This is a genomic window from Flaviaestuariibacter terrae, assembly GCF_054777635.1.
In genome coordinates this window covers 967518-992563 of record NZ_BAAHAL010000006.1, presented here as the reverse complement: position 1 = coordinate 992563, position 25046 = coordinate 967518, and the positions used below count along the sequence as shown (strand labels likewise).

Genomic DNA, 25046 nt, shown 5'->3' with positions numbered 1-25046 from the left:
GAAATCAGACATCCGAGATTCTCTCTTAGATGATGTCCATCGCCAGAACGAAGAACGTAGTCACGAACGGGATGATAAGAGTCAGCCACTCCCAATGCAAGACAATGGCGAGGAGGAGCGCGGCGGTGGATAAGAAGAACAGGAACCAGTACATGCCGCGTTTCGAGCGTTTCACTTCCATCAGAAAAAATTTTGGCAAAAATAGGGGAGAGTGCGCAAATCGGCCCCAATTCTATTTTGACCTTTTTCAGGTCGGTGCCCTTTCCTATTTTCGCAGACATTGTGTGCCCCACACACAATAATTCTCCAACCCTCGCCAATTCTTGCATTGATGAAGATCGATTTTTACCTGCGCTTTCACACCCGCTTCGGCCAATCGCTTTCCGTGTCGGGAAACCTGCTGGCCATGGGCGCCTCCGATGAGGCGGCCGCGCTGCCGATGCGCTTCCTGAACGATGAGTTCTGGCATGTTGCCATCGAGGTGGATCCGAAGGAAACGGAAACGCTCGAGTACCACTACCTACTCCACAACGAGCACGGCGAGCTGGTAACCGACGCCGAGCAGCACCGCACGGTAGCCCTTTCGAAAAAGACGGCGCTCAACATCGTGCTCATCGATACCTGGAATTATGCCGGCGAATTCGAGAACGCCTTTTATACCGCTCCCTTCACCGACGTATTCTTCAGCCACAGCTCCTCGCCGCGCGTACGCAAGGCCAAGACCTACACGCACCAGTTTCGTGTGAAGGCCCCGCTGCTCCACCCCAACGAATGCGTATGCCTCCTCGGCGACGGCGACGCCCTCGGCAACTGGGACGCCGACAAGCCCGTGCTCCTGGAGCGCAGCGGCGACTGGTGGACGGCCAAGATCGACCTTGCCGATCACCGCTTCCCGGTACAGTATAAATACGGCATCTACAACTTCAAGAAAGCACATTTCGCGAACTACGAGGACGGTGCCAACCGCAGCCTCATGGGCACCGACGAGCCCCAGGCGCTGACCATCCTCCACGACGGCTTCGTGCGCCTCCCCAACAGCAGCTGGAAAGGAGCGGGCATCGCGATCCCCGTGTTTTCGCTCCGCTCGCAGGCATCCTTTGGTGTCGGTGAGTTTGCCGACCTCAAGCTCCTGGCCGACTGGGCCTCCGGCGTGGGCATGAAGCTGATACAGCTGCTTCCCGTCAACGATACATCGGCCACCTTCACGAAGGCCGATTCTTATCCCTACGCCGCCATTTCGGCCTTTGCGCTGCACCCGCAGTACATCAACCTCGCCAAGGTGGCGGGCAAGAAGGGCGCTTCCTCGCTCAAGTCGCTCAGCAAAAAGCAAAAGCAGCTTAACAGCCTTCCCGAGATCGATTACGAGGAGGTGATGAAGATCAAGATGCAGGTGCTCCGCGAGCTCTACGAGGCCGACGGCGACGAGTTTCTCCGCGACGAGACCTTCAAGGACTTCGTGGCCCACAACGACCACTGGCTGAAAGCCTACGCCACCTTCAGTCACCTGCGCGACAAGTTCGGCACTGCCGACTACAACCAGTGGAAGACCAACAACGTGTACAACGACCAGGAAGTGGACCGCCTCGTGAGCAACCGCTCGAAGACCGGCAAGGATATCCGCTTCTACTATTTCGTTCAATACCACCTGCACCTGCAGCTCCGCGAAGCCGTGGAGTACATCCACAAGCGCGGCATCGTGCTGAAAGGTGATATCCCGATCGGCATCTACCGCTACAGCGTAGATGCGTGGCAGGAGCCCGACCTGTACCACATGGACTGGCAGGCCGGCGCGCCGCCCGACGACTTCGCCGTGAAGGGCCAGAACTGGGGCTTCCCCACGTACAACTGGGAGCGGATGCAGGAAGACGGCTTCCGCTGGTGGAAGCGTCGCTTCGAGCAGATGTCGAACTACTTTGACGCCTTCCGCATCGACCATATCCTCGGCTTCTTCCGCATCTGGAGCATTCCCCTCGACGCGGTGGAAGGTATCCTCGGCCGCTTTATCCCGGCCCTGCCCATCCGACACCACGAGTTTGGCGAGCGCGGCATCTGGTTCGACTACGACCGCTATTGCCGCCCCTACATCACGGATGCCGTATTGGGCGAGCTCTTCGGCGACCGCGCCCAGTTTGTACGCGAGCACTTCCTCCAGCAAAACAACCGCGGTGGCTACGACCTGCTCGAGGCCTTCAATACGCAGCGCAAGGTGGAAGCATACTTCGCGGAGCAGGAAGCCAACGAGGAGAACGACGCCCTCAGGCAAGGACTCTACGACCTAGTGGCCAACATCCTCTTTTTCGAGGAGCCCGGCTCCAACGGCACCAATTATCACTTCCGTATTTCCATCGACAAGACGAGCTCCTTCCGTCACCTTGACGACAGCACACGCGCCCGTCTCAACGACCTGTATGTCGACTATTTCTTCCGTCGCCAGGACGACTTCTGGAAGCACGAGGCGCTCCGCAAGCTCCCCGCGCTGAAGGCCGCCACGCATATGCTCATTTGTGGCGAGGACCTCGGCATGGTGCCCGCAACGGTGCCGACGGTGATGAAGGATCTGGGCATTCTTAGCCTGGAGATCCAGCGGATGCCGAAAGACCCGACTACCGAATTCTTCCACCCGAAGACGGCGCCCTACCTCAGCGTGGTCACCCCTTCGACGCACGACATGAGCACCATCCGGGGCTGGTGGGAAGAGGACCGCGGCCGAACGCAGCGCTTCTTCAACGAAGTGCTCGAATCGCACGGCGCCGCACCGTATTTCTGCGACAGCTGGATCAACCGGGCCATCGTGCTGCAGCACCTGTACTCGCCGGCAATGTGGAGCATCTTCCAGCTGCAGGACCTGCTGGGCATGAGCGACACGCTTCGCCGCGACAACCCGCAGGAGGAGCGCATCAACCAGCCCGCCGACCCGAAGCACTACTGGCGCTACCGCATGCACCTGGGACTTGAGCAGCTGGTTAAGGAGAAGGAGTTCAATAACGAGCTCAGCGAATACATAAGCAATAGCGGACGATAATGCGCCTTTGGTACCGAACGTATGACTTGCCCTTCCGCGATCCCTTTACGATCTCGAAAGGGACCAAAACGCATCAGCCGACACTCATCGTGGCCCTGGAACACCTGGGCCACGTTGGCTTTGGGGAAGCACCTGCCATCGCGTATTACGATATCACGACGGAGAAGCTAGCGGCCGACCTGGAGCGCAAGAAACTGTTCGTGGAGAAATTTGCCTTCACCGAGCCGGAGCGCTACTGGCACTACCTGCATCACCTGTACCCGGCAAACCCGTTTCTCGTGTGTGCCCTCGACATCGCAGGCTGGGATCTTTTCGGCAAGATGAAGCGCAAGCCCCTCCGCGACTTCTGGATGCCCGCTGCACCGAAAGCCCCCATCACCGACTTTACCATCGGTATCGACAGTATCGAAAAGATGCTGGAGAAGATGCAGGCGAAGCCCTGGCCGCTGTACAAGATCAAGCTGGGCACCGACCGCGACATAGAGATCGTGGAATCATTGCGCAAGCATACCGACGCGACGTTCCGCATCGACGCCAACGCCGCCTGGAGGGTTGACGAGGCGATCGAAAAGATCAACGCGCTGGCGCAGCTCGGTGTGGAGTTCATAGAGCAGCCGCTTGCCAAAGATGACTGGGACGGTATGAAACGGTTGATGGATGTATCGCCGTTGCCGTTACTGGCCGACGAAAGCTGCGTGTTTGAAAGCGACGTCGAAAAATGCGCCGGACACTTTCACGGCATCAACATCAAGCTGACCAAGTGCAGTGGCATCACGCCGGCGCTGCGGATGATCAGCCGTGCGCGCGAGCTCGGGCTCAAGGTGATGATCGGCTCGATGAATGAAAGCTCCGTGGGCTCGGCCGCCATCGCGCACCTCTCGGTACTGGCCGATTATATCGACGCTGACGGGCCGCTGCTTCTCAGCCAGGACCTGGCGACCGGCCTGGAGTATGGGACAGATGGCTTGATTGCAACATCTGTAGACCCTGGATTGGGTATTCGGTTTAACCCGGAGCCGTACGAGAAGTAGCACGCAGATAGCGCGGATAACGCAGATAAGAACGCAGGCGATTCGCATAGTGATCGGCCGACGTCATTGCGAGCGCAGCGAAGCAAACTCCACGATCTGAACACCGTTCACTCTGAATGATGCAGGTGGTTCGCGTCATGCAGAAGCTCGCTTCGCTGTGCCAGCAAATAACAAAAGGCTCGCAACGCGAGCCTTTTGTCTTATATATCTGCGTGATCTGCGCGATCTGCGTGAGCGTTACCAGATACGTACCCGCAGGCTGTCTGCCCGGTACATCTTGTCGCCCGGCTTGATACCGAAGGCTTCATAGAATTCCGGAACATTCACGAAGGGTCCGTTCACACGCCATTTGGCCGGCGCATGCACGTCGGTGAGGAGGCGGTTGGCGAGTTCTTCCTGGCGCGTGTGGCCCAGCCATCCAAGCGCGTAGCCAAGGAAGTAGCGCTGCAGCGGCGTCATCCCGTTCACCAGCTTTCCACTCTTGTAGGTGTCGGTCTTCTTGAAGGCTTCGAGGCCGAGGATGGCACCACCGAGGTCGGCGATGTTCTCACCGAGCGTGGCCTTACCGTTGATGTGCATTGTATCCACCACCACGTATTCGTTGAACTGGCGCACCATGTACGCGGCGCGCTGCGCGAAGGCGGCGGAGTCTTTGGCTGTCCACCAGGCCTTCAGGTTGCCCTTCTCGTCGTACTGGCGTCCTTCATCGTCAAATCCATGGGTAATCTCGTGGCCGATGGTGGTGGCGCCGGCGTAGCCATACACAAGCGCGTCGTCGAGCTGATTGTCTTTATAACCGGGTACGGTGAAGATGCCGGCAGGCAGCACGATCTCGTTGTTGCTTGGGTTGTAGTACGCGTTGTATTCCTGCGGGTTCATTTCCCACTCGTCGCGGTCGACGGGCTTGCCCAGCTTGTTCACTTCGTAGTGATGCCACCAGTCGTTTGCGGCAAGCACATTGCGCACCAGCGGCTGCCGCTCGATCTTCATCGCCGAAAAGTCTTTCCACTTGTCGGGGTAGCCCACTTTCTTTTTCATTGTCGCGAGCTTGTGATAGGCTTTCTGCTTCGTGCTGTCGCTCATCCAGTCGAGTTTCTCGATGCGTTCTTTCAGTGCGGTGCGGATGTCTTCCACCATCCTGGAGTAGCGGTCCTTGGCTTCCTGCGGGAAGAACTCCGTTACGAACACCTTACCGAGGGCTTCGCCCATCAGCGTGTTCTCGAGGTCGAGCATGCGCTTCCAGCGGGCTTTCGGCTTTTGCGCGCCACGCAGCTTCTTTCCGTAGAAATTGAAATAGGAGAGATAGGTTGTGCTGTCTAAATACGGAGCTGTTCCGCGAACGAGGTGAAACCGGAGGTAGTCCTGCAGCACCGGCAGCGGCGTGCTGCGGAGTGCCGCGTTGAGCTCCTGGTAAAATTCAGGCTGGCCCACGATCACGGTGTCGACGCCGTGCACGTCTTCCTTACCAAGCAGGTCTTTCCAGTTGATGGCCGGGCAAAGCTTGTCAAGCTCCGTCATCGTCATCTTGTTGTAGTTGCGGTAGGGATCACGCAGGTCTTCGAGCTTGCGCGATGCCTTGGCGAGGCGTGTCTCGAAGGCAAGGTGCGTGGCAGCCTTTTGCGTGGCGGCAACAGAGTCACTGCCCAGGGCGGCAAATACGCTCCGCACGTAATCCTGGTAAGCGCTGCGGATGCCCACGGTGCGCGCATCCGTGTTGAAATAGTAATCGCGGTTCGGAAGTCCAAGCCCGCCCTGGTTCAGGTACAGGGACATGGCATCGGAGTTTTTGGCGTCCTGGGCCACCGAGGGGTTGAAGCCGGCGCCAATGCCTTTCATCTGCAGACCGGCGAGTACGTCGAGGAAGCTTTTCAGGTCTTTTGTGCCGGCGATGGCTGCGAGCTCGGGCTGAATGGGCTGGAGCTTCTGCTGCTCGGAGCCCGTGGAGTCCATCGCGCTCCACCAGAAGTTGCCGACTTTCTGCTCAGTGCCGCCGCTTGCATTGAGCGAGCTTTCATTGATATGGCGGAGGCGGTCGTAGAGGTCTTCCTGCACGGCATGGCCGATGGTCCATGAGCTTTGATCGTCGGGGATCGGGTGGCGCTTGATCCAGCCGCCGTTGGCATAGTCGAAGAAGTCGTCGCGCGGGCTGACGGTTGTATCACGATTCGAATAGAGGCTGTCCGCGGCCGGGCTGTCGATGGTGGCGCCGGCAACGGTAGCTTGCTGGTTGCAGGCGGCCAATAGCAGGGTAGCGGCGGCCGCAGGAAACAAGAATTGACGCATAAGATTTCGGGAGTTGTGCCGTGAAAATAAAAGAAACGGCGCGCATGCTCTTGTTAATGTGACGAGTGGCCCCAAATTTGCCTGCTTGCGCGAAAACACCAACCTTCATGCGGATCCAGCTAACCGTCACCGCCCTGCTCTTGTCTCTTTGTTCGTTTGCCCAATCTCCCCTTCGTATCGGCCTTTTCGGGGGCGTCAGCCAGTACGGCGGCGACCTGCAAAGCAGCAACTTTCAGGGCCGCTTTGCCCGCCCGGCCATCGGCCTCACTGCCTCTTATGATCTTGCCCCGCGCCTTGCCCTTCGCGGCGGATTCACGCTCTCGAGCCTTGAAGCCAGCGATCGCTACAACACGAAAGAAGAACTGCGCGTGCGCAACTTCAGCTTCGCCACGAAACTTACCGAGGCCAGCCTCGTGGCCCAGTACACCTTCTTCAACCTCGAGGATACCCGCTGGTCGCCCTATGTATTCGGCGGTGTCGCCCTGTTTCATTTCAACCCGTACACCTACGATTCGTCGGGACAGAAATGGTACCTGATGCCGCTCGGCACCGAAGGGCAGGGGCTTCCGCAATACCCCGACCGCAAGGCCTATCACCTGACACAGCTTGCGATCCCGTTCGGCGGCGGTGTCACCTACGCAATCAGCGACCGCTGGCAGCTCGGTCTCGAGGTCGGCATCCGGAAAACATTTACCGACTACCTCGATGACGTCAGCAGCACCTATGCCGACGCCAACGACCTGCTGGCAACCCGCGGCTCCAAAGCCGTGGAGCTCGCCTTCCGCCGGCCCGAGGTCGATCCTTCGGCGGCGTACCCCGACAAGGGAACGATGCGCGGGTCCGAACGGCGCAAGGACCTCTATTACTTCACCGGGTTGCACCTGCAGTTTCGTCTTGGCAACGGCGGTGGCCGCGGCTCCGACCGGCGCTATGGATGCCCGAAGGGAGTGGAGTAAGCCCCCTGTCCCCCGAAGGGGGCACATAGGTCGGACGGTTCTTCTCCGCTGAACCATCCATCTGTAGGTGACGTGATTCCAGATGTCCGTTGCTTGTTGTCCACGCAGCGCATTTGAATCATTCAACAATATTTGTTTCGACAATAAAGAATGGTCCTTTTCGTAAGGAAAGCTAGCTCACAGGTGCCCCCTTTGGGGGACAGGGGGCTACCTTTGCACAATGGCATTCAAGAACCTGCAGCATTTTATCGACGTACTGGAACGGGAAGGCGAGTTGTTGCGTATCAAGACCTTTGTAGACCCGAAGCTGGAGATCGCGGAGATCACCGACCGGGTATCGAAGACAGCCGGCGGCGGCAAGGCGCTCCTCTTTGAGAATACAGGCTACAATTTCCCGGTGCTGATGAATGCCTATGGCTCCGAGCGGCGGATGTGTCTTGCGCTCGGTGTGCAGCAGCTCGACGAAGTGGCCCACGAGATCGAAGGGCTCTTCAAGATGTTGTCGGCGCCGAAGGAAGGGATCATGGACAAGCTGCGGATGCTGCCCCGGCTCGCCGAATTTTCGGGCTGGATGCCCAAGGTGAAAAGCGGCCGCGGTGAATGCCAGCAGGTGGTCATGACCGACCCCGACATCACAAAGCTCCCGGTGATCACGTGCTGGCCCAAGGATGGCGGCCCCTTCGTGACGCTGCCGGTGATTCATACCAAAGATCCGCATACCGGTATCCGCAATGTCGGCATGTACCGCATGCAGGTGTTCGACAAAACGCTCACCGGGATGCACTGGCACAAGCACAAGGTATCGGCGCGGCATTACAACGAATACAAGAAGCTCGGGAAAAAGATGCCCGTGGCGGTAGCCCTTGGCGGCGACCCGGCCTATGCCTATTCGGCAACCGCGCCACTGCCCGACAACGTGGATGAATTCATGCTGGCCGGCTTTCTCCGCAAGCGGAAAGTGGAGCTCGTTCGCTGTATCACGCAGCCCGAGATCGAAGTGCCTGCCGACGCCGACTTCATCATCGAAGGCTATGTGGATCCTTCGGAGGAGCCGATCTGGGAAGGACCCTTCGGCGACCATACCGGTTACTACTCGCTCCCCGACTGGTACCCGCGCTTTCATATCACGGCCATCACGCACCGGAAGAATGCGGTGTACCCGGCCACTATCGTCGGGATACCGCCGCAGGAAGACGCCTGGCTCATTAAAGCCTCCGAGCGGATTTTCCTCGCGCCGATGAAGATGACGCTCATCCCCGAGATCAAGGATATGGATATGCCCGTGGAGGGCGTGGCCCACAACCTCGTGATCGCACAGATCCAGAAGGATTACGCCGGGCAGGGCCAGAAGGTGATGAACGCCATGTGGGGCGCCGGCCAGATGATGTTCAATAAGATCCTGGTGCTTGCCGACGAAGGCGTGCAGATACAGGACTACAAGTCGCTGGCGCAATACGTGTTCCGCAATGTCAACCCGGCAACCGATATCTATTTCTCGCAGGGACCCATGGACGTGCTTGACCACAGCTGCAGCAAGCTCGGGTACGGTGGCAAGATGTGTATTGACGGCACCGCGAAGCACGAGGAGGAAGTGGACGACCGCTACCTCTTCACCAACGGCGCCCGCGATCTCTCCTTTATCAGCGAAGCCTTTCCGGAGGTCCGGTTCGTCAACAGCGAACTGCTGCAGCAGGAGATTCCCGTATTATTACTGTCGGTGGCCAAGGATCGTCCCAACCACGTGCGCGAGCTGCACGAGGCACTGGCGAAGCGGCCCGAGCTCGAAGGCGTGAAGCTGTTGCTTTACGTGGAGCATAATGTTGACGCGAACGACCTTGGCGTGGCGCTCTGGCGCTTTTGCAACAACCTCGACCCGCGCCGCGACTCGTTCCTGTGGGAGGGCCCTGCCGCCTCCGACCCCGCGCACCGGAGCGCGTGCCTGGGCATGGACGGCACCCGCAAGACCGCGGAGCTCGATGGCTTCCGCCGCGACTGGCCCAACATCATCGTGGCCGACGACGCCACCATCCGCAGCGTCGACGCCAAGTGGGACAGCCTGGAGATCGGCCCGTTCATTTCCTCGCCCTCGCTGCGCTTCCGCGACCAGATGTATGGAGAAGAGGCGGTAGCGTCGTGAATCGTGAATCGTGAATCGTCAATCGGGAATCGGGAATCGGCAGTAAGAGAGTCAGTCTGTACAGGCTGCCTTTTTTCTTCGCGCTTCAGCATTGCCGATTAGCGATTGCCGATTGCCGACTTTGGCACTCCCCTTGAACTATACAAGCGCAGATAGCCGTACGCCGCATTTGGGGACGATCCACCGCATCCATGCCGCCGGTTGCTAACCCAAACGAAAGACACATGAAACGCATCCTCCTGGGCCTCTTGCTGCTCGTGGCAGCGGTAAGCGCGCCTGCCCAAAACAAAGACGCGGCAGCCGACGAAAATACGCTCCTGTGGCGGGTTTCGGGGAAAGACCTGAAGCAGCCCTCGTATCTCTTCGGCACGATGCATATGCTGTGCGCCACCCGCATCGACCTGAGCGACAGCCTCCGCGACGCCATCAAGCGCTCCGACTACGTATACCTCGAGCTCGACATGGAAAACATGCAGGAGCTGATGGGCGTCATGAACAAGATGAAGATGAACGGCGACACCACGCTTGCCGACCTGCTTCCGCGCACAGCTTACGATTCGGTACGCAACTTCTTTGCCGCCAAGCCGGGGATGATCCCCTTTGCGATGCTCGAGAAATTCAAGCCGATGCTAGCCGCTTCGGCACTGATGGAGGCCGACATGACCTGTGAAAATCCCGTGGGCATGGAGCAGCTGATCATGGTGGAGGCCCGAGAGCAGCACCGCGGCATCCGCGGACTTGAAACGATGGCCTTCCAGATGAGCATCTTCGACTCGATACCTTACCGCCTGCAGGCGCAGCAGCTGGTGGATTATGTAAAGAATTACGGCAAGGGCGACAGCCGGCAGGAGTTCGAGGAAATGATGCAGGCCTATGTGGCGCAGCGTCTTGACAAGCTGGCCGCCATCACCGTTCGCGAGAATGCCGGGATGGAGCAGTACATGGACGTGCTGCTGTACCGCCGCAACGTGGACTGGGTGCGGAAGCTCGGCGACCTGATGCCGCAGCATTCGGTAGTGGTGGCGGTGGGAGCGGGGCACCTGCCCGGCGACAAGGGCGTCATCAGCCTCCTCCGCAAGGCCGGCTATACCGTGGAGCCCGTGGCCAACAACATGCTGAAAAAACTCGAAAAGAGTCTTTAGTTTCTTGCAATTAGGGGAGAATAAGAAAGCCCGGATACGTTTATCCGGGCTTTTCTATCGTGCTATTTCGACGTATCGGTTTGGCTGCAGGATAGGTTTCTGCTGTCTTCCGGGAGCATTAGAACTGCTCGAGGCCCGAGAAGAAGAAGTCGCCTTCGATCTTCGCGTTCTCGTCGCTGTCGGAGCCGTGTACGGCGTTCTCGCCTACCGAAGTGGCGAACTCCTTGCGGATCGTGCCTTCCTCGGCCTGGGCGGGGTTGGTGGCGCCGATGAGCTTGCGGAAGTCGGCTACGGCGTTGTCTTTTTCGAGGATGGCGGCGATGATAAGGCCGCTGCTCATGAACTGGGTGAGCTCACCGTAGAAGGGGCGCTCTTTGTGAACGGCGTAGAACTCGCCAGCCTTCTCCAGGCTGAGCTTGGTTTGCTTCAGGGCAACGACGCGGAAGCCGGCCTTAATGATTTTATCCAGGATCGCACCGGCATGGCCATTGCGCATGGCGTCGGGCTTGATCATCGTAAATGTGCGGTTGGTCATAATGCTTGCTGTTTTGCGGCGCGAAGATACGGGCACGCTCCCTATTTTTGGCAAGGCTCAGTTTTTGATTGGATTTGACTCAATAGATGCTTTTATGAAACGACTTCTTTTGTTCGGCTCCCTGGCCGGAGCCATCGCGCTCATCAACTCCTGCGCCCGCAACCCGGTAACGGGCAAGAAGCAGGTGGTCTTTACCTCCGAGGCCTCCGAGATCCAGCAGGGGGCGCAGGCCGACCCCGAGATCGTGGCCCAGTTCGGGCTTTACCCCGACAGTGCCCTGCAGCGCTACATCCGCGAGCGCGGCGGCGCCGTAGCCGCCGTGAGCCACCGGCCCAACCTCCAATGGAACTACAAGATCCTCGATGCCGACGTCATCAACGCCTTTGCCACCCCCGGCGGCTACGTGTACTTCACCCGCGGCATCATGGCCTACTTCAACGACGAGGCCCAGATGGAAGGCGTTCTCGGCCACGAAACCGGCCACGTAACGGCGCGCCACTCCGTTATCCAGCAGCGCAACCAGATCCTCGGGCAGGTGGGAATTCTCGCCGGTGTCATCATCAATCCCAACCTCGGGCAATTCGCGCAGCAGGCCTCGCAGGGACTGGGACTGCTGCTCCTCAAATTCAGCCGCGACGACGAGCGCCAGGCCGACGAGCTCGGTGTGGAATACTCGACGAAGCTGGGCTACGACGCACACCGCATGGCCGACTTCTTCAACACGCTGAAGCGCGAAACGCAATCGCACGGCGGTGAGGCCCTGCCGCCCTTCCTCAGCACGCACCCCGACCCGGGCGACCGCTTCGTGACCGTCAACCAGCTCGCCACCGAATGGCAGCAGAAAACCGGCAACACGGCTAACCTGAAGGTCAACCGCGACTCCTACCTGCGCCGCATCGAGGGTATCGTGTACGGCGCCGACCCGCGCCAGGGCTTCGTGGAAGGGGGCGCCTTCTACCATCCCGAGCTTCGCTTCCAGTTTCCCGTGCCGCAAGGCTGGCAAACACAAAACTCGCCACAGCAGTTCCAGATGGCGCCGCAGGATGGCAAGGCCCTCATGATACTGACGCTTGCCCCCGGTACCAACCTCCAGGAAGCAGCGACGGCGCAACTCCAGAAGTTCCAGCTCACGGCGCGCAGCTCCCGTAATTCTACGGTCAATGGGCTGCCTGCACTGATCGTAGTGGCCGACCAGCAGCAGCAAAGCGGAGGCACGATCCGGACGCTGTCGTATTTCATCCAGTACAACAACGCGATCTACCACCTGATCGGCGTGTCGGCTTCCACCGACTACCCGGCCTACGAAGGTCAGTTCACATCGGTCATGGAAGGCTTCCGCGCGCTGACTGATCCCAATAAGCTGAACCGCGTTCCCGAGCGCGTTCGTGTCAAGACCGTCGGTACGGCCGGTACGCTCCGCCAGGTGCTGACCGCTTTGGGTACACCGGAAAGCAGGCTCACCGAGCTGGCCATCCTCAATGGCATGGAGCTTACCGACAACGTGGCACGCGGCACGCTTATCAAAACTGTAGGTCATTAAGGCTATGCATCCGGAGCAATTCATTCCCTATTTCCCGCTTTTATTTGTTGTGCTGGTTCCGGTCGTCTTCCGGACACTGGCAAAAAGAGGCTGGGACAAGCTGGCGGCGGAATACCGGTACGACCTTCCCTTCGATGGCAGGCGTATCGGTATTACCTCGGCCGGAATCAACGGCGTCGGCTACCGCAATTGCCTCGTGCTGTGGATCGGGCGGGACGGATTTTATCTGAAGCCGGTGTTCCTCTTTCGACTCTTTCACCCGCCGCTGCTTATTCCGTGGCGCGATGTGCGGGCCGTGCGCGAGAAGAAAGTCCTCTTCACGAAGTTGACCGTGCTCACGATCGGCAGCCCGCCGGTAGCGGAGATAGAGCTCGACGCAGGCAACTTCGACCTGCTGGAGCGGAGTGCGCATGCCGTCTCCGTTCACTTTCCGCGAAGCTGACGCTCAGTCCTTGCCGTCTGTTGCCTCGTGGTATTCCATTTCTGCGTTGATATTCCAGGTGGCGGCTTTGTCGCTCGCCGTGCCGCGAATGAGGTCTACCACCGCCATCGCCGTGAGCATGCTGTGGTCGGTATTGTTGTAGCGGTGCATGCCGTTGCGGCCCATGAACCAAAGGTTGTTGAACGTGTTGAGCCAATCCTGTACCACCGGGAATTGCTCGAAGCTGCCGTAGTAGGAGGGATAGGCCTTCGGCACGCGGATCACCGTGGCGTCGAGCACCTGCGCGGGATCGATAAACCCGATGCGCTCCATCTCGGCGATGGCCTGCATCCGGATCGCCTCGTCGCTTTGCTGCCAGAAGTCATCGCTTTCGTTGCAGAAATATTCCACGCCGATCCAGCGCATGCCCGGCTCGGCGATCATCCCGGGGCTCCAGTTGTGAAACAGCTGCATGCGGCCGGCGCGAATACCGCCGTCCTGCAAATAGATCCAGTTATCGGTGATCGGAATACCCTCGCGGTCTTCTTTCAACAGGCGCCGCGTGAGCAGGCCCACGATGAGGAAGTCGCGGTATTCGAGCCCCTCGGCCACCTGGCGTACCTCGTCGGGCACGGCGCAGCCGTCGAGGCTGTTTACGAGGGTCCTGATCGGCATCGTAGACAAAACATGATCGCCTGCCAGCTCGCTGACGGCACCGGTTTTGGCGTCGCGGATGGTTACCGACTCCACGGTACCAGCCTCCGCGCAGCGGATACGCTCGACGCTCGTGTTGAGCCGGATCTCGCCACCGAGCCGCTCGATCCCGGCGGCAACGGTTTCCCACATTTGCCCGGGGCCATGCATCGGGTATAAGAACTGCTCGATGAGCGAGGTGCTTTTGGTTTTCTGGTTCAGCGAGCGATCGCGGCGCACAAGCGATTGCAGGGCATCCAGCAGGGCCTTGCCCACATTGAGGTCTTTCACCCGCTGCTGACCCCAGGTAGCGGGCAGCTCCTGGCAGGGAACGCCCCAGACCTTCTCCGTATACTCCTTGAAAAAGGTCCTGTACAATTCGCGGCCGAACTGGTTGATAAAAAAATCTTCGAGCGTCAGCTCGGGACGGATGGGCCGCGCTTTGGCGGCGGCATAGGTGGCAGCGATCCGCGTCAGCTTCACAAAGCCAAGATTGGCGAGCGTGGTCCAGTTGAGCCGAAGGGGGTAGTCGAAAAATTTGCCGCCGTAGTAGATGCGGCTTTTCCGCGGACGCAGCAACATGACCGCTTCGTCGTCGGTGCCATTGCGCGCATCGCCAGCCAGTTTTTTCTTCTGGTTTCGGTAGGTCAGCTCGAGGTCTTCCGGGCGGATATTTCCGGCCAGCGGCAGGAACTGCAGCCACCAGTCGATCACGGCATCCGACTTCGAGAAGAAGCGGTGGCCACCGAGGTCGATGCGGTTGCCCTTGTAGTTAACGGTCTTGGAAATGCCGCCTACCTGGCTGTCCTGCTCAATGAGGATGGGGCGGATGTCGGTATGCTGGAGGAGCTCATAGGCCGCGGTGAGGCCCGCGGGGCCGGCGCCGATAATAATCGCAGTTGGCATAAATCGGGGCTAAAATAGAGGCTTTGCGGCAGTCGGCCAATTCCGGCTATCTTCGGCAGCCTGCCGCGCCCGAAGAGTGCGGCCGAACCAACCATGTCGCTCAAGAACCTGCTTCGTATCGGGGCTATCACCTTCGCATTGCTCCTTGGCCTTGCCGCCCTGTTTTACAAGGAGCGCGCCGTCTTCCTCGACATCTCGTTTCATTTGTTTCGCATCCTGCACGACGACAGCCTCGCGATCCAGAACAACCGGTTCGCCGCCTTTTTCACGCAGCTGTTCCCGCTGTTGGGTGCCCGCGCCGGCCTGTCGCTCGCGGCCATCACGCTGCTGTACTCGCTTTCCTTCGTGCTGCTCCCGGCGCTGGTGTTCTTCGTTATAGCGAGCTGGCTGAAAAACACGCGTGTGGCGGGCGCCTACCTGCTCTTCCTCGTGCTGATGACGACACACAGCTTTTATTGGATCCAGTCGGAGCTCCCGCAGGGTGCTGCCTTCTTCTTCCTGTTCCTCGCCCTGCTCGATCGCGCGCGTGCCGGCGACCGGATACCGGAGCACTTCCTGTTCGCGGCACCGGTGCTGCTGCTCACGGTCGGCTTTGCCCACCCGCTGCTGCTGTTTCCCTTCGCCTTCGTGCTGCTGTTCCTGTGTATCGGTACCGGGCGGCGCGGGCTTCTGTACAGCCTCCTCGGCGCAGGCCTCGCGATCTTTGCCATCAAGTCGCTCCTCCTCGGCAATTCGTACGACCAGGATAAGATGTCGGGCTTCGGAAATATCGTTTCGCGGTTTCCCGACTATTTCAGCATGCCGGCGAACGCGCGCCTGCTGCGCTACTTCATCCACGACTATTATTTCGTACCGGTCGGTCTCGGCGGCTGCCTGTATTTCTACGGATCGAGGGGCGCCTGGCGGAAAGCGGCGCTGCAGGCGGCCTTCTTTTTCGGCTATGCCTTCCTGGTCAACATCAGCTACCCCGAGGGCGGCGACCAGTTTTACTTTGAAAACATGTACCTGCCGCTGGCGATCATCGTCGCGGTGCCGCTGGCCTACGATGTGCTTCCGGCAATTCCCTCGCCGCGCGTCCAGGCAGGGCTCATCGCGACGGTTTGCTTCGTGTGCGTACTACGTGTTTATGAAACGCATCAACTCTATACCGCGCGGCTGAACTGGCACCGGGAGCTGCTGGCCGCGAATGCGAAGTCTGCGGAAAAGAAATGGATCATCCCGGCCGGTGGCTGGCCGAAGGACACGCTGCTGCAGTCCTGGGGAACGCCCTACGAGTTCTGGCTCCTCTCCACCATCGAATGCGGCCGGAGCGCGTCGATCATCGCGGAAGATTATCCCGGAGAGTTCGACTGGATCAGCGGTCCCAACAAAGTATTCTTCGGGAAGTGGGGGCAGTTCGACTACGGCTCCTTCGACCCGCGCTATTTCCGGTTTGCCGACACGGTGGGCATCTACCGAAAGCGACCCTGACAGGGCTTACCTTTGCAGTACCAAAAACCACTGCTATGAAACAAGCCTTCCTGTTGTTGTTTCTGATCCAGGCCATCGCCGCCGCCGCGCAGCCCCGCGCCAAAGTTTCCAGCGAGCGAGTGGGCGACAGCATCGTGCTCTACGCCAGCAATCCCGAATGGTACCCGGTGTCGCTGCTGTTCAAAATGGAAAACACGAACCTCGCCTTTTCGGAGGGAAGCCGGATGCAATTCCTCGTTCCTTCGCATTCGGACAAATTCCGGATCGGCGTGCTCAGCGCCGCGCGGCCGGGCAAATCGTACGCTATGAAGTTCAGCTACCGCATCGCCATGGGTGATGTCACGGCACATCCTTCCGACACGACGTACCTGCTTCCTTTCAGCAAGGGGGAGCAATACCGACTCCACCAGGGCTACAACGGCAACTTCTCGCACCAGGGCGAATACGCGCTCGACTTTTCGATGCCCGAAGGCACGCAGCTCCGCGCCGTGCGCGGCGGCACCGTTGTCGATGTGGTGCAAAGCAACGACCGCCACTGTGCCGATCCGTCGTGCAAGCAATTCAACAACAATATCACCATCCTCCACGCCGACGGCACTTTTGGCTACTACGCCCATATCCGGCAGAACGGCGCACAGGTAAAGCCCGGCGACGTGGTACAGGCCGGCGACCCGATCGCGCTGAGCGGCAACGTAGGGTTCACCGACGGTCCCCACCTGCACTTCGCCCTTATCACCGGCAGCTACGAAGGCTGGAAGACCTGGCCGGGCAGCTTCCGCACCGATGCGGGTTCCGTGCGGCTGAAAGAGGGCGTCACCTATACGCGCTCCTATTGACGCTGCTTTCGCCGGCGGCGGGCTGCCCCTTCGCTTTTTTGCCGTAGGTTTGCCGACTTCTATGCAGCCCCTTTCCGAAATATACCCCTTGCTCAGCGGCCCGACCCGCCGCATCGCCATTACCATGCACCAGAAGCCCGACGCCGACGCGATGGGCTCCACCCTCGGCCTGCGCCACTTCCTGCTGCAGCTGGGGCACAGCGTGCAGGTGATCTCGCCGACCAACTGGGCGCGCTGGGTTGATTGGATGCCGGGCGCCCGCGAGGTGCTCGACTACGAGCTCGAGCGCGCTGCGGCCGACGAGTGGCTCGACTCCGCCGACTGGCTGTTCTGCCTCGACTTCAACCACATGGGGCGCACCAAGACGATGGCTCCGAAGCTGTCCGCGCTCTCCTGTGTCAAGATCCTCATCGATCACCACCAGGAGCCCGACGAGCAGATGTTCCAGTACGGTGTATCCGATACCGGCAAGAGCTCCACCTGCGAGATGGTGTATGATTTTATCGTGGATTCGGGTCACCGCGAGCTTGTTAACGTGCAGATTGCCGAATGCCTCTATGCAGGCGTCGTTGCCGATACGGGCTCGTTCCGCTTTTCGTCGACAAAGGCATCGACGCACCGCATGGCCGCGCACCTCAAGGAGCAGGGGCTTGATCATACCCGCGTGCACGAGCAGCTGTACGACAATTACCTCGAGAACCGTCTTCGCTTTCTCGGCCACGTGCTTGCCAACCGCATGGAAGTGATCTACGAGCTCAATACGGCCCTCATATCGATCCCGAAGGCCGACCTGCTCAAGTTTGACATCAAGACCGGCGATACCGAAGGGCTCGTGAATTACCCGCTGTCGATCCAGGGGATCAAGCTCGTGGGGCTTTGCATCGACCGCGACGAAGAGCGCAAGTGGTCGTTCCGGAGCAAGGGCACCTTCGATTGCAATACCTTCGCCCGAACCTGGTTCGAAGGCGGGGGGCATTTCAACGCCGCCGGCGGCCGCGACAGCGCGTCACTCGTGGATACGGTGAAGCGCTTCCGCGAAGCCATCCAGCAAAACAGTTCGATTTTACAATAAACAACCGATACATGCATTTCAAGACGCTTTTATCTGCCGCCTCCCTGGGCCTGCTCCTCGCCGGCTGTAAAGACCAGGGCTTCAAGAAAACGAAGGGTGGCATGCCTTACAAGATTATCTCGCAAAGCGGCGCTCCCAAGGTGAAGCTTAACGAGTGGCTCAAAGTTCATTATACCCTCTCCGTCAACACAGGTGGCAAAGACAGCGTGCTGCAATCGACCTGGGACCAGGGCCAGCCGTACTACATGCCTGTGACGGCTCAGTCGAATCCCTACGATATCTCCGAGCTCATCCCGCTGCTCCACAAAGGCGACAGCGTAATCGCAGTTCAGTCGATGGACACCTTCATGCGCCGCACACCGCAGGCGGTTCCGCCCTTCTTCAAGAAAGGAGGCAAGATCAACTACCGCATCAAGGTGCTCGATGTGTTCGCCACCCAGGAGGCTGCCCGCGAAGACGAGGCCAAGAGCCGCGACGAAGCGTTCCGCAACGACAAGAAACTCCAGGGCAAGATCCGCGAAGACCAGCAGCGCATCCAGCAGATCCTTGCGCAAAGCGGCGCACAGGCACAGCAAACGCCTTCCGGTGCGTTTGTTCAGATCCTGTCGTCCGGTACGGGCGCCAAGGCCGACAAGGGCAGCTATGTGGATGTGTACTACACAGGCCGCACGCTGAATGGTACCGCATTCGATTCCAACGTCGACACGAGCTTCCACCATCCCCAGCCGCTTTCCTTCCAGGTAGGCAAAGGGCAGATGCTCCGCGGTTTCGATGAGGCCGTACAAATGATGAAGCAGGGCGACAAGGGTCGCATCTACCTGCCTTCGCCGCTGGCCTATGGCGAGAACCCGCCTCCCGGCAGCAAGATCGGCCCCAACGAGATCCTCACGTTCGACGTCGAGCTTCGCTCCGTAAGCATGCAGGATCCGCGCGCAGGTATGCAATCGGCACCGCCCGTTGGCAATCCGCAGGGTCATTGATCCAGGTAAAAAGACAATAGAAAAAGCCGCTCGATCGAGCGGCTTTTCTTATTCAGGCATCTTCGAGCGCCCGCAGCAGCCGGATGGCCTCCATGGCTTCGCGCACGTCGTGTACGCGGAGCAGCTGCGCGCCCTGCTCCAGGGCAACCGTGTGCAGCACGGTAGTGCCGTTAAGCGCTTCCTCGGGAGTTACGCCGAGTGTGCGGTAAACCGTTGCCTTGCGCGACAGACCTACAAGCAGCGGGCTTTCGAGGCGGTGAAAAAAAGAGAGCTGCCGCAGGAGGCGGAAGTTGTGCGCGGCCGTCTTGGCAAAGCCGAAGCCCGGATCGATGATGATATCGCTGATGCCGGCAGCGACCAGCTCCTGGCGGCGCTGGTTGAGGGCGTCGAATACTTCGGTAACCACATCGCCGTACTGTGCCTGCTGCTGCATCGTTTGCGGGTCGCCTTTCGTGTGCATCAATACGTAGGGCACGCGCAGCGCCGCGACCGTTGCGATCATCTCCGGGTCGATGGCGCCGCCGCTGACGTCGTTCACGAGCACCGCGCCGGCTTCAACGGCCGCCCTTGCCACGCTTGCATAAAACGTATCGATCGAAAGAAGGGCGTCGGGGAACCGCTTTCGCAGCGCGTCGATCGCCGGCAGCACCCGTTGCAGTTCTTCGTCCGCAGCGACGCGCTCGCTGCCGGGCCGCGTGCTTTGTCCGCCGATGTCGAGCATCCAGGCGCCGTTCGCCAGCATCGCCTCGGCGCGGCGAAGGAGGTCGTCCTGCGTACCGACGCGGCTTCCGCCGTAGAATGAATCCGGGGTTACATTGAGGATGCCGAGAACGGCGGGGCCATCCAGCGTGAGCAGGCGCCCGCGGCAATTAAGGGTAAAGCGCTTGGGTACCGGTGATATATCTTGTTCGGGTGCTGACGGTTCACGGCTCACGTTTATTACTTTTGGAGCTAAAGTACCAATTACACCTACATGAACGTACCGGAAGGAGTGGCGCGCACAACGGCCCAATACGACGAAGTGATCGGGGCTTGCCGCGACCTGTTTGCCAAGAAGACCAGCGACTATGGAACCGCGTGGCGCGTGCTGCGTCCCATCTCGATCGTCGACCAGATCTACATCAAGGCACTGCGCATCCGCACCATCCAGGAAAAAGGCGTGCAGCGGATTGGCGACGATATCCGCGGCGAGTTTATCGGTATCGTCAATTACGCCATCATTGGGCTTATCCAGCTGCAGCTTCCGCAGGACGCCGCCGAGGAACTTCCCGTCGAGCGCACCCTTTCGCTTTACGACCGTTCGGCCGAAAGTGCGCGCAGCCTCATGCTCGATAAGAACCACGACTACGGCGAAGCCTGGCGCTCCATGTCGCAGGAAAGCTTCGTCGACCTTATCCTGATGAAGCTCGCACGCATCCGCCAGATCCTCGCCAACAAGGGACAGACGCTGGTGAGCGAAGGCATCGACGCCAACTACAACGACATCCTCAACTACGCCGTGTTCGCGCTCATTCTCCAGGATGAGGCGGCCGCGCAATAAGCTACTGCCATCATGAGAACGCTTACCAATATTTTCCGCATCCTTGTCGGAGTGCTGTTCATCGTCTCGGGCCTCGTCAAGGCCAACGACCCGCTCGGGCTCGGATACAAGATGGAGGAGTTCTTCGAGGTCTGGAATACGTCGCTGGCGGCGGGCTCCTTCTTCGCAAAGGGAGCGCTCATCGGGCTGTTCAATTTCCTGCATGCGCACTCACTGGCGCTTGCTGTACTCATGATCGCCCTCGAGATCGTTGCCGGCGTCGCGCTGCTGCTCGGGATCTGGCGGCGCTGGGTGGTCAACGGGCTGCTGCTGCTGATCATCTTCTTTACGTTCCTTACGGCCTACGCCTACCTGTCGGGCAAGTTCCGCAGCTGCGGCTGCTTTGGCGACTGCCTGCCCATTACGCCGCTGGCTTCGTTCGTGAAGGATGTTGTGCTGCTGCTGATGATCCTCTGGCTACTTACGTACCAGCGGTATATCCAGCCGCTGTTCTCCTTCCGGGCCAACCGGCTCGTGCTGATGCTGAGCATCGCTTTCAGCTTCATCTTCCAGTGGGCCATGCTGCGCTACCTGCCCGTCGTCGATTGCCTGCCCTACAAAGTGAGCCGGAACATAACCGAGCAAATGAAGATCCCCGCGGGTGCCGTGCCCGATTCGTTTGCCATGAAATTCATTTACGAGAAAGGCGGCAAGCGCTATTTCTTCGACATCAGCGAACTCCCTTCCGACCTGGCAACCTACAAGTTCGTCGACCGCGAGCAAACGCTCGTGCGGAAGGGCAATGCCGAGGCGCCGATCAAGGGCTTTTCGCTTACCGATCCGGCGGGCAACGACATCACCGCGCAGGTGCTTTCCGAGCCAAAGGCGCTGCTGGTATTTGCGCTCCACTTCGACAACCTCAACGACTGGCTGCCGGCGTTCAAGAATTGGTATGCGACGGCGCGGAGCAAGAACGTGCCCCTGTTCGTGGTAACACCCGAAGTGTCGAAGGGAAAGGTGCTGTTCAATTCCGCGGGGCTTAGCGAGGTGCTGATCGTGAGCTGCGACAACACGGCCGTGAAAACAGCGGCGCGTTCCAACCCGACAGTGTACCTGCTTGAGAAGGGAACGATCCGCGACAAGGCCGCCGCGCCCAATGCCGTCCGGTTGATGAAAAAGCTTTAGCCGGCCCGGGACGATGACCGGGGAACGCCCGTACCTTAGAACCCGATGCTTCGTTACCTCCTGAAAAAGCTTTTCTACGGCCTCCTCGTTCTCCTCGGCGTGGTGCTGCTGGTGTTTGTGCTATTCCAGGGCTTCGGTGACCCGGCGCGGCTGGTGCTCGGGCAAACGGGCAACGCGGCTACGGAGGCGGCCATCCGCAAGGAGCTTTTTCTAGACGAATCAAAGCCGCGGCAATTTCTCCATTACCTCAACGACATCTCACCGGTCAGCGTTTACAGCCGCGAAGACTGGACGCGCCGGGAAGTGGGCGGGCTCGCCATCGGCGGCGACCGTTGCCTCGTGCTGAAGACGCCCTACCTGCGCCGCTCGTACCAGACAAAGCGACCGGTGGGGGAGATGCTCCTCGCGGCCCTGCCCGGCACCCTGCTGCTGGCCTTTATGGCCATGCTCATTGCGGTGCTGCTGGGGCTTCCGCTGGGGATGCTGGCGGCGCTGCGCAAGGGGAGCTGGGTCGACAGCCTTTCCGTGGGCGGATCTATCCTCGGCATCTCCGCTCCCTCCTTTTTTATCGGCATCATCATCGCCTACGTTTTCGGGTTCGTGCTCAGCAATTGGACCGGGCTTTCGCTCACCGGGAGCTGGTTCACCACCGACATGAACGGGCAACGCCGGCTCACACTTCAAAACCTGGTCTTGCCCGCCATTACACTTGGGATCCGCCCGCTTGCCATCATCACCCAGCTGACCCGCAGCGCCCTGCTCGACGTACTGCAGCAGGATTATATCCGCACGGCCTACGCTAAGGGACTTTCGCAACGCAGCGTGCTCTGGCGGCATGCGCTGCCCAACGCCCTCAATCCCGTCATCACAGCCGTGACCGGCTGGTTTGCCGAGCTGCTGGCGGGCGCCTTTTTCATCGAGTACATCTTCGGCTGGCAGGGCATCGGCAAGCTTACCGTCGACGCGCTCGAGAAGCTCGACTTTCCGGTGGTCATGGGCTCCGTATTACTGTCCGCCAGCTTTTTTATCCTGGTCAATGTCTTCGCCGATTTGCTATACGGTGTTGTAGATCCACGGGTACGGACGCGCTGAGAAAATGGCGTGTCCGGAGTACACAATGCATGGTTCGTATAATTGAAAGTTCTAATTTTACCGGAACGGGCTTTCCACAGCCAGAACCCACCCTTGAGGCTCACCCCTTAAACCCCCTTAACCATGGAAAGAATAGCAGACATCCTTCGCCACAAGTACCCGCAGTTCAACACCACGAGCTCGCGCCGGAAGATCACCGAAGCGCTGCACCAGATGCACTGCGAGAACGTCGATTACCTCATCGTGCTCGACGAAGAGCGCTTTATGGGAATCCTTACCGAGCATGATATTGCCGAGAAAGTGCTGTACCGCTCCGGCCAGCTCGAGCAGGCTACGGTAAAAGAATTTATGAGCACGTACCTGCCGGTGGCGACGCTTAACGATACGCTCGAATATTGCATGCAGCTGATGGAACGCTACAACGTGCGCCATGTAGCCGTATACGACCGCTTCAACTTCAAGGGCGTCGTGTCGTCGCACGACCTGATGAAGCAGGCCCTGTCGAAGCGCGCCTCCTTTTTTGAAGACGAGACGAAGCCCGAATCGCATAGCTGGAATTACTGAATCACCACGTCTTTCACAACCGCCTCTCCCAAAGCTTCGTTCACGCGAAGCTTTATTTTTTCCTTCTGGTAGGAGAGTTCCTGCTTGAGCGGCGCCACGTGCGTCGTGATGAAGAGCGTGCCGTTGATGATGGCGATCCGGTCGGTGTATTTGGCAATGGTCTTTCCCATCAGCTCCGCCCACACGTCGCCGATCTGCAGCGCCTGGATCTCGCCCTTGATGCGGCTTCCTTGCAGGAACTTTTGAATTGCGTCGCCGAGGGAGTATTGGGCCATGAAACGAAGATACAGCGCCCGAACGTCATTGCGAGCGCAGCGAAGCAATCTGATGGGGCTTTGTCAGCGGATCGGCGGGCAGCTGTATACGCTCCAAGGGATTGCTTCGTTGGCGTCGTTGCGCGCCGCCTTCCTCGCAATGACGATCTCAAGGATTAGAGTTCAATGATTTGGAACGGCTGCTTCAGCCCCTCCAGTTGCTTCGTAAGCCGGGCGCAACTGGTGTCGGTAATGAAGATCTGCGCTTCCTCGTCGGCCGACACGCGGCCCAGCAGGTTGCCGATCCGCTCCTCGTCCAGCTTTTCGAATACGTCGTCGAGCAGGAGCAGGGGCGTCAGGCGCTTTTCCTCCTTGAGCACTTCGAGCTCCGCCAGCTTCAGCGCAAAGAGCAGGCTTTTCCGCTGCCCCTGCGAGGCGATCGCCTTGAAGGGCTGCGCACCCATCTGGAACAGGAGGTCGTCGCGGTGAATACCGGCCGCCGTACGCTGGATGAGCAGGTCTTTCGGGCGGTTGAAGCGCAGGAGTTCCGGGAGGGAAGCGTTGAGCAGCTCACTGTCGTACAGCAGCTGCAGCGGCTCGTAGCTCTGGGCGATCTCGTTGTACAGGTGCTTTACATCGGCCAGGAAGCCCATCAGAAAGCGCTCGCGTTTTTCAAACACGGGAGCTCCCTCGCCGGCGAGCTGCGTGTCGAGGATGTCGAGCACCTGGAGGTCGCGGCTGGGACCGTCGCCGTAGTTCTTGAGAAAGGAGTTGCGCTGCTGCAGGATCTTGTTGTAGGCAATCAGGTGCTGCAGGTAGGCGGGGTCGAGCTGGGAGAGGAGCGTGTCGAGAAACTTCCGGCGGTCTTCGGAGCCGCCGATGATGAGCTGCACGTCGTCGGGAGCGATGACCACGCAGGGGTAGCGCCCGATATGCTGCGAAAAGCGGCTGTAGGCCTGGTCGTTGACGCTGAACTCCTTGCGGCCCGTCTCGCGGAGCACGCAGACCACCTTTTCGTCGCGGCCGTTGAGCCGAACATGGCCCTCGAGGCGGAAGCCCTGCTGGCCGTGCTGCGGCACGTTCTGGTCGAGACGGGTGAAATAGCTCCGGGTAAAGCAGAGGTAATGGATCGCGTCGAGCAGGTTTGTCTTCCCGCGGCCGTTGCGCCCGCAGATCCCCACGATCCGCTCGGTAAAGCGGAATTCCTGGTGGAAGTAATTTTTGAACTGGAAGAGTGATATGTCGGAAACAAAGAGGCTCAAGGCGGCTAAGGTAAAGAAGGTTCGGAACCGCTAAGAAAAGAAGCAAATAAGGTATCCGCGAAGTGCTTTGCGGTGATCGCAGCAACGCACCACTACCGACAATTCTTCTTAGCGAACCGCTTCCTTTCTTCTTTTCTTCGCGGTTG

The 25046-nt window shown here is 59.5% G+C and carries 22 protein-coding genes; 15 read left to right on the top strand and 7 right to left on the bottom strand.

Features of this window, described 5'->3' with window-relative positions:
* Positions 1-25: 25 nt before the first annotated feature.
* A complete protein-coding gene (locus ACYU7Z_RS05080; protein ID WP_460568034.1) occupies positions 26-175 on the bottom strand; it encodes a hypothetical protein in 150 nt (49 codons plus the stop codon).
* Positions 176-331: 156 nt separating this feature from the next.
* Between ACYU7Z_RS05080 and ACYU7Z_RS05075 the strand changes: the two genes are divergently transcribed.
* Complete coding sequence (locus ACYU7Z_RS05075) at positions 332-3022, top strand: 4-alpha-glucanotransferase (protein ID WP_460568032.1); 2691 nt, start codon at positions 332-334, stop codon at positions 3020-3022.
* Between the two features lie 26 nt (positions 3023-3048).
* Positions 3049-4053, top strand: coding sequence for a dipeptide epimerase (locus ACYU7Z_RS05070; RefSeq protein WP_460568030.1), 1005 nt, complete (start codon positions 3049-3051; stop codon positions 4051-4053).
* A gap of 237 nt (positions 4054-4290) precedes the next feature.
* Here ACYU7Z_RS05070 and ACYU7Z_RS05065 read toward each other — a convergent pair whose 3' ends face one another.
* On the bottom strand, positions 4291-6336 hold the full coding sequence (locus ACYU7Z_RS05065) for a M13 family metallopeptidase (protein WP_460568028.1): 2046 nt from the start codon (positions 6334-6336) through the stop codon (positions 4291-4293).
* A gap of 107 nt (positions 6337-6443) precedes the next feature.
* On the opposite strand from ACYU7Z_RS05065, the gene ACYU7Z_RS05060 reads away from it, so the two are divergent.
* From ACYU7Z_RS05060 to ACYU7Z_RS05050, 3 genes are all read left to right on the top strand, one after another.
* On the top strand, positions 6444-7292 hold the full coding sequence (locus tag ACYU7Z_RS05060) for a DUF6089 family protein (protein WP_460568026.1): 849 nt from the start codon (positions 6444-6446) through the stop codon (positions 7290-7292).
* A 220-nt stretch (positions 7293-7512) separates the two neighbouring features.
* A complete protein-coding gene (locus ACYU7Z_RS05055) occupies positions 7513-9429 on the top strand; it encodes a UbiD family decarboxylase (RefSeq protein ID WP_460568024.1) in 1917 nt (638 codons plus the stop codon).
* 224 nt (positions 9430-9653) lie between these two features.
* Positions 9654-10571 (top strand): TraB/GumN family protein, encoded by a 918-nt coding sequence (locus ACYU7Z_RS05050; protein WP_460568022.1) that lies wholly within the window; start codon positions 9654-9656, stop codon positions 10569-10571.
* Positions 10572-10689: 118 nt separating this feature from the next.
* Here ACYU7Z_RS05050 and ACYU7Z_RS05045 read toward each other — a convergent pair whose 3' ends face one another.
* On the bottom strand, positions 10690-11106 hold the full coding sequence (locus ACYU7Z_RS05045; protein ID WP_460568020.1) for a nucleoside-diphosphate kinase: 417 nt from the start codon (positions 11104-11106) through the stop codon (positions 10690-10692).
* A 94-nt stretch (positions 11107-11200) separates the two neighbouring features.
* On the opposite strand from ACYU7Z_RS05045, the gene ACYU7Z_RS05040 reads away from it, so the two are divergent.
* The gene (locus tag ACYU7Z_RS05040; RefSeq protein WP_460568018.1) at positions 11201-12646 is read left to right on the top strand and encodes a M48 family metalloprotease; all 1446 of its coding nucleotides are present in this window, start codon (positions 11201-11203) and stop codon (positions 12644-12646) included.
* A 4-nt stretch (positions 12647-12650) separates the two neighbouring features.
* On the top strand, positions 12651-13088 hold the full coding sequence (locus tag ACYU7Z_RS05035; protein WP_460568016.1) for a hypothetical protein: 438 nt from the start codon (positions 12651-12653) through the stop codon (positions 13086-13088).
* A 3-nt stretch (positions 13089-13091) separates the two neighbouring features.
* Here ACYU7Z_RS05035 and ACYU7Z_RS05030 read toward each other — a convergent pair whose 3' ends face one another.
* Positions 13092-14666, bottom strand: a complete 1575-nt coding sequence (locus ACYU7Z_RS05030) for an NAD(P)/FAD-dependent oxidoreductase (protein ID WP_460568014.1) — start codon at positions 14664-14666, stop codon at positions 13092-13094.
* A 93-nt stretch (positions 14667-14759) separates the two neighbouring features.
* Between ACYU7Z_RS05030 and ACYU7Z_RS05025 the strand changes: the two genes are divergently transcribed.
* The 4 genes from ACYU7Z_RS05025 (at position 14760) to ACYU7Z_RS05010 (ending at position 19024) form a co-directional block, all read left to right on the top strand.
* Positions 14760-16136: a hypothetical protein gene (locus ACYU7Z_RS05025; RefSeq protein WP_460568012.1), complete on the top strand. Its 1377-nt coding sequence runs from the start codon at positions 14760-14762 to the stop codon at positions 16134-16136.
* A 35-nt stretch (positions 16137-16171) separates the two neighbouring features.
* Positions 16172-16972: a M23 family metallopeptidase gene (locus ACYU7Z_RS05020; RefSeq protein ID WP_460568010.1), complete on the top strand. Its 801-nt coding sequence runs from the start codon at positions 16172-16174 to the stop codon at positions 16970-16972.
* A 61-nt stretch (positions 16973-17033) separates the two neighbouring features.
* Positions 17034-18044 carry a DHH family phosphoesterase gene (locus ACYU7Z_RS05015; RefSeq protein ID WP_460568008.1) on the top strand — a complete coding sequence of 337 codons (1011 nt, stop codon included), beginning with the start codon at positions 17034-17036 and terminating at the stop codon, positions 18042-18044.
* An 11-nt stretch (positions 18045-18055) separates the two neighbouring features.
* A complete protein-coding gene (locus tag ACYU7Z_RS05010) occupies positions 18056-19024 on the top strand; it encodes an FKBP-type peptidyl-prolyl cis-trans isomerase (RefSeq protein WP_460568006.1) in 969 nt (322 codons plus the stop codon).
* 52 nt (positions 19025-19076) lie between these two features.
* Here the strand turns inward: ACYU7Z_RS05010 and folP are convergent, their stop codons facing one another.
* Positions 19077-19958 (bottom strand): dihydropteroate synthase, encoded by an 882-nt coding sequence (folP, locus tag ACYU7Z_RS05005; RefSeq protein ID WP_460568004.1) that lies wholly within the window; start codon positions 19956-19958, stop codon positions 19077-19079.
* Between the two features lie 39 nt (positions 19959-19997).
* On the opposite strand from folP, the gene ACYU7Z_RS05000 reads away from it, so the two are divergent.
* The 4 genes from ACYU7Z_RS05000 to ACYU7Z_RS04985 all read left to right on the top strand — a co-directional run bounded on the left by ACYU7Z_RS05000 (position 19998) and on the right by ACYU7Z_RS04985 (position 23384).
* On the top strand, positions 19998-20564 hold the full coding sequence (locus ACYU7Z_RS05000) for a DUF1599 domain-containing protein (RefSeq protein ID WP_460568002.1): 567 nt from the start codon (positions 19998-20000) through the stop codon (positions 20562-20564).
* 12 nt (positions 20565-20576) lie between these two features.
* On the top strand, positions 20577-21728 hold the full coding sequence (locus ACYU7Z_RS04995) for a DoxX family protein (protein WP_460568000.1): 1152 nt from the start codon (positions 20577-20579) through the stop codon (positions 21726-21728).
* A 45-nt stretch (positions 21729-21773) separates the two neighbouring features.
* Positions 21774-22820, top strand: coding sequence for an ABC transporter permease (locus ACYU7Z_RS04990; protein WP_460567998.1), 1047 nt, complete (start codon positions 21774-21776; stop codon positions 22818-22820).
* 123 nt (positions 22821-22943) lie between these two features.
* Entirely contained in the window at positions 22944-23384 is a 441-nt protein-coding gene (locus tag ACYU7Z_RS04985) for a CBS domain-containing protein (protein WP_460567996.1), read from the top strand.
* Here the strand turns inward: ACYU7Z_RS04985 and ACYU7Z_RS04980 are convergent.
* Complete coding sequence (locus ACYU7Z_RS04980; RefSeq protein WP_460567994.1) at positions 23378-23659, bottom strand: DciA family protein; 282 nt, start codon at positions 23657-23659, stop codon at positions 23378-23380. The genes ACYU7Z_RS04985 and ACYU7Z_RS04980 overlap by 7 nt on opposite strands.
* A gap of 155 nt (positions 23660-23814) precedes the next feature.
* Complete coding sequence (gene recF / locus ACYU7Z_RS04975; RefSeq protein ID WP_460567992.1) at positions 23815-24900, bottom strand: DNA replication/repair protein RecF; 1086 nt, start codon at positions 24898-24900, stop codon at positions 23815-23817.
* Between the last annotated feature and the right edge of the window lie 146 nt (positions 24901-25046).

Coding starts and splice junctions, on each gene's coding strand:
- ACYU7Z_RS05025 (WP_460568012.1), top strand. CDS start 14,760: ATGTCGCTCAAGAACCTGCTTCGTATCGGGGCTATCACCTTCGCATTG.
- ACYU7Z_RS05015 (WP_460568008.1), top strand. CDS start 17,034: ATGCAGCCCCTTTCCGAAATATACCCCTTGCTCAGCGGCCCGACCCGC.
- ACYU7Z_RS05075 (WP_460568032.1), top strand. CDS start 332: ATGAAGATCGATTTTTACCTGCGCTTTCACACCCGCTTCGGCCAATCG.
- ACYU7Z_RS05010 (WP_460568006.1), top strand. CDS start 18,056: ATGCATTTCAAGACGCTTTTATCTGCCGCCTCCCTGGGCCTGCTCCTC.
- ACYU7Z_RS04990 (WP_460567998.1), top strand. CDS start 21,774: ATGCTTCGTTACCTCCTGAAAAAGCTTTTCTACGGCCTCCTCGTTCTC.
- ACYU7Z_RS05050 (WP_460568022.1), top strand. CDS start 9,654: ATGAAACGCATCCTCCTGGGCCTCTTGCTGCTCGTGGCAGCGGTAAGC.
- ACYU7Z_RS05040 (WP_460568018.1), top strand. CDS start 11,201: ATGAAACGACTTCTTTTGTTCGGCTCCCTGGCCGGAGCCATCGCGCTC.
- ACYU7Z_RS04980 (WP_460567994.1), bottom strand. CDS start 23,659: ATGGCCCAATACTCCCTCGGCGACGCAATTCAAAAGTTCCTGCAAGGA.
- ACYU7Z_RS04985 (WP_460567996.1), top strand. CDS start 22,944: ATGGAAAGAATAGCAGACATCCTTCGCCACAAGTACCCGCAGTTCAAC.
- ACYU7Z_RS05030 (WP_460568014.1), bottom strand. CDS start 14,666: ATGCCAACTGCGATTATTATCGGCGCCGGCCCCGCGGGCCTCACCGCG.
- ACYU7Z_RS05060 (WP_460568026.1), top strand. CDS start 6,444: ATGCGGATCCAGCTAACCGTCACCGCCCTGCTCTTGTCTCTTTGTTCG.
- ACYU7Z_RS05065 (WP_460568028.1), bottom strand. CDS start 6,336: ATGCGTCAATTCTTGTTTCCTGCGGCCGCCGCTACCCTGCTATTGGCC.
- ACYU7Z_RS05020 (WP_460568010.1), top strand. CDS start 16,172: ATGAAACAAGCCTTCCTGTTGTTGTTTCTGATCCAGGCCATCGCCGCC.
- ACYU7Z_RS05045 (WP_460568020.1), bottom strand. CDS start 11,106: ATGACCAACCGCACATTTACGATGATCAAGCCCGACGCCATGCGCAAT.
- ACYU7Z_RS05000 (WP_460568002.1), top strand. CDS start 19,998: ATGAACGTACCGGAAGGAGTGGCGCGCACAACGGCCCAATACGACGAA.
- ACYU7Z_RS05055 (WP_460568024.1), top strand. CDS start 7,513: ATGGCATTCAAGAACCTGCAGCATTTTATCGACGTACTGGAACGGGAA.
- ACYU7Z_RS05035 (WP_460568016.1), top strand. CDS start 12,651: ATGCATCCGGAGCAATTCATTCCCTATTTCCCGCTTTTATTTGTTGTG.
- ACYU7Z_RS04995 (WP_460568000.1), top strand. CDS start 20,577: ATGAGAACGCTTACCAATATTTTCCGCATCCTTGTCGGAGTGCTGTTC.